Origin of the sequence: Mesorhizobium sp. M7D.F.Ca.US.004.03.1.1, from assembly GCF_003998635.1 — a bacterium.
GTDB classification, from domain to species: domain Bacteria; phylum Pseudomonadota; class Alphaproteobacteria; order Rhizobiales; family Rhizobiaceae; genus Mesorhizobium; species Mesorhizobium loti.
The window spans coordinates 1-3,935 of record NZ_RZQG01000574.1 but is presented as its reverse complement, the minus strand read 5'-3'; the positions used below and the strand labels follow the sequence as shown (position 1 = coordinate 3,935).

The window sequence follows — 3,935 nt, the reverse complement described above, 5'->3', positions numbered from 1 at the left end:
GGCGTCGATGATCCGGTCGAGCTGCAAATAGGGTTTCAGTTCAGCCTCGTCGAAGGCGAATTTTTCCGCGCGCAGTTTCTCCTGGTAGAAGCGCCAGTCCCAGGCGGCGAATTTTTCGTTGCTGCCGGCTGCGGTGGCCAGGCGCTGCAGGTCGGTCTGGTCGGCGGCCGCCTTCTCCAGCGCTTTCTCCCACACCGGATCAAGCAGCGCGTGCACCGCCTTTGGTGTCTTGGCCATGGTGTCGTCGAGCTTCAGCGCGGCGAAGGAGGCGTAGCCGAGCAGCTTTGCCTTTTCGGCGCGCAGGCGCAGCATGTCGCGCACCACGGACGTGTTGTCGGTGGTGCCGCCATTCTGGCCGCGCATGGTGAAGGCGCGGAAGGCGATCTCGCGCAGGTCGCGGCGTTCAGAGAAGGTCGAGAACGGCTCATAGATCGAGCGCGACAGGGTGACGGCATAGCGACCCTTCTGGCCGCGCATCTCGGCGGCTTCGGCCATCGAGCTTTTCAGGAAATCCGGCAGACCGACAAGATCGGCATCGTCGAGGAACAGCGCCCAGTCGCTCTCGTCGGCCAGCACATTCTGGCCGAAGCTGGTGCCGAGCGAAGACAATTCCTCGCTGATCTTGGCCAGCCGCTTCTTACCGTCGGCGTCGAGTTTGGCGCCGGATCGGACAAAGCCCTTCCAGGTCTTTTCCAGGACCCGCAGCGTCTCGGCGTCGAGCTTCAGGCTCTCACGGCGCTGGTAGAGATCGTCGATGCGGGCAAACAGCCTCTCATTCATCGAAATCGCCGAGAAATGCCTGGACATTTTCGGCGAGATGTCGCGCTCCAGCGCCTGGATCGTGTCATTGGTGTAGGCGCCGGCGCGGCACCAGAAGATCGACGAGACGCGATCGAGTGCTTCGCCGCCGAGTTCCAGCGCGGCAAGCGTGTTCTCGATGGTCGGGGCATCCTTGTTGCCGGCGATCGCCTCGATCTCGGCCTCATGCGCCTTCAGCGCCGTGTCGAAGACCGGGGAGAAGTCGCCGTCGCCAATGCGGGTGAAATCCGGCAGGCCCAGCGGCCCTTTCCACGTGGTCAGCGGATGGGCGGCGAGGTCGACAGCTTTTGTGGAAGGCATGGACAGTCTTTCGCTGGAGAAGGCAGGGTGGGTCGCTACCGATGTAGGGCGCGGCCGGCGGACCCGCAATATCGCAGTTGGCCGATATCCGCCTCAGAAGCCGTCGCAGTTCTCGGCGATCGCGGCTTGCGAACTGGCGGTGATGCGATTGTCGGACACCGCGAAGGTTTCCTGCATCAGCATGTCGTTGTTGGGGAAATCGTAACAAGCGACCACCGTGGTGACGCCGCTTTCGCTCTTCTCGATCCGGTGCCGGATCGCAGCACCCGCAACAGCACCTTTCCATTCGTCGATCGAAGCGATGAATTCCTGCTTGCTTTGCACAATGCCGAGGTCGTCCAGCTTAATGCGGACATCATCGGAGAGCAGGTCGGACAGTTCGGTGCGGTCGGCGACCAGCAGAGCCGAATACCAGCGGCTGATGATGGCGCGATCATCGGCGCGGGCGGCAATGATCGCGACCAGCAGCGCGGCCGCCGTGAAAACGATCGACCGGATGTTCACCACCTTGCGCGCCGCTATGTTCATCCCAGCTCTGGCCGTTCGAAATCGCCGGTCTCCTTGTTCATCGTCCAGAGTTCACCGGTCGAAATGTCGAACCAGGCGCCGTGCAGCGACAGCCGCCCCTTGCCTTCGAGAATCGAGACGCAGGGAAAGGTCCTCAGATTGGCGATGGAATAACGGATCGAGATGCGCTCCAGCGCGGTCTGGCGCTCCGTCGCGGTCATGAAGGTGCTGGAGGACACGGTTTCGGCGGCAGGTGCGATCAGGCTCATCCACTTGCCGATGAAGTCGCCGGGCGACAGCGGTGCGGAATTGGTGTCGAGCGCGGCGCGGATGCCGCCGCAGCGGCCATGGCCCATGACGACGATACTCTTGACCTTGAGGCTCTGCACGGCGAATTCAAGCGCCGCCGAGGTCGAATGGAATTCGCCGTCCGGTGCGTAGGGCGGCACCAGATTGCCGACATTGCGCAGCACGAAGAGTTCGCCAGGCCCGGCGTCGAAGATCGCTTCGGGGGCCGCGCGGGAGTCGCAACAGGCGACGATCATTGTTTCGGGCGCCTGGCCTTCGCGGGCAAGCTCGCGATAGCGTCCGCTCTCGGTGAGATAGCGGCCATTCATGAAATTGCGGTAGCCGGCGAGAAGATGGTCGGGGAGATGGGACATGGGCGGCGTCTGGAGCCTTTCCGGGTTGGAGGCGGCAGCTCGTTGCGGTCAAAAGAGGCTCTAACGGTAAAAGCCCGTTGCGAGCAATGCAGAATTATGGGGGCTGGCTATAAATGCCATGCATCAGGCGCAGCCTTGGCCAATATTCTTACGCCCAAATGGCAACGGGAATGCCAAACCTGTCGCGGGCCGGCGGGTCGGGAAACGGCCGTGCCTCACCGCTGGCGATGCGACCGGCGATCAGCATCATTGCTGCTGCGTCAAGGAAGTCATCGGCGGCGGCACCGCGCGGCGGCGGCTGGTCGAGAAAGCGCATGTCGTAGCCATGCTGGCAGAGTAGCGCCTTGCGTTCCGCCATTCCGGCCGGGTTGATGCTGCCTTTGATTTTCTTCGGCAATTGCATGGCCTGGTCGCCGTTCAGCCGGCAGAAAGCGAGTTCCGGATGCGATTCGAACACGCGGCCGCGCAGATCGGGTCGCGCGATCAGCAGTGCGTCGATCTCGCGGATCTTGGCAAAAATGCCGAACGCCTGGATCGAAACGCCGCGCGGCGGGTCGGATGTGGTTTTGGCCACCTCGCTTGCCCTGATGTGCGCCGCATACCAGGCTTCGATGGTGGTGAAGTCGTTGGTGTCGGCATAGAGCGCGGCGCGGGACGGGATCGAGAAGACGCTGGATTGGCGTGCCCCAAGCAACGGCCGCACCAGCGCTTCCGGGCCGCGCCCGCCTTTGCTCGAAAACTCGGGCAGGCCGATCGGCATGTCGACGGCAACAACTGCGTCATCGGGGAGTGCCGCAAGCAGGGCGGCGAAGCCGGCAAAGACAGCAACGGAGGGTGCCGAACCAGAAGCGCGCCGCACGGCAATCCACCCGCCCTTGCAGCCGTCGACGCCGACAAGCACGATCTCGGCCGGTGTCACGCCCGGCGGTCCCGCCCCGGATGCGTGAGGTGGCGCAGCTGGACCATCGCCATCGGGTGCGACAGGCTCGGGGCATCGGTTTCGAGCTGCAGTTCGTCGCCGCCGCGCTTGGCCGTGCGCGCCAGGATTTCGTAGACCGCCGCGGTCGTCGATTGCAGCGCCTTGATCGCCGGTTGGCCTGACAGGATGCGTGCCAGGTAGACGGCTGCCGTCAGGTCGCCCAAACCATTCGGCGGCTTGTCGATCAGGCGGTGCTCGGCAAGCAGCGCCTGGCTGCCGTCGAGCAGCAGGTTGCCGGTGCCACCGGTCATCATCGACGGCGCCGAGGTGACCAGCATGGTCGATGGCCCGGCATGCAGCGCCGCCGCGATCACCGATTTCAGGTCGGGCAAGGGAGCGCCGGCCATCCATTCCAGCTCGTAGCGATTGGGGGTGGCAATGTCGGCGATCGGCATCAGCCGGTCGCGCATGGCGATGGCGGTTGGCTCGGGAACATAGAGGCCGCCCGAATCGCCCATCACCGGATCGCAGATATAGACGGCGTCAGGCGTCCTTGCCTTGACCGCGGCGACCAGCGAGGCGACGGCCTCGGCCTGGCCGGCCTCACCGAGATAGCCGGACAGCACAGCGCCGACCTCACCCAGCCATGGCGCGCGCTCGAGATCGGCCAGCAGCGCCTTGAACTGGTCGAGCGGCGGCACGATGCGCGTTGCGCGCCCATGGCCGGG

General features: G+C 64.5%; 5 protein-coding genes. All 5 read right to left on the bottom strand.

The genetic code is table 11. From position 1 onward, the window contains the following. On the bottom strand, positions 1-1,119 hold a 1,119-nt coding region (locus tag EN935_RS25660; protein WP_245489049.1), incomplete at its 3' end, for a M3 family metallopeptidase. 93 nt (positions 1,120-1,212) lie between these two features. Further along, positions 1,213-1,647 (bottom strand): hypothetical protein, encoded by a 435-nt coding sequence (locus EN935_RS25655; protein WP_109664249.1) that lies wholly within the window; start codon positions 1,645-1,647, stop codon positions 1,213-1,215. Further along, the gene (locus EN935_RS25650; protein ID WP_109664254.1) at positions 1,644-2,288 is read right to left on the bottom strand and encodes a carbonic anhydrase; all 645 of its coding nucleotides are present in this window, start codon (positions 2,286-2,288) and stop codon (positions 1,644-1,646) included. The genes EN935_RS25655 and EN935_RS25650 overlap by 4 nt, the downstream gene beginning before the upstream one ends. A 148-nt stretch (positions 2,289-2,436) precedes the next feature. Beyond that, on the bottom strand, positions 2,437-3,207 hold the full coding sequence (locus EN935_RS25645; protein WP_127263271.1) for a DUF429 domain-containing protein: 771 nt from the start codon (positions 3,205-3,207) through the stop codon (positions 2,437-2,439). Further along, on the bottom strand, positions 3,204-3,935 hold a 732-nt coding region (locus tag EN935_RS25640), incomplete at its 5' end, for a PfkB family carbohydrate kinase (protein ID WP_127373738.1). The genes EN935_RS25640 and EN935_RS25645, both read right to left, overlap by 4 nt.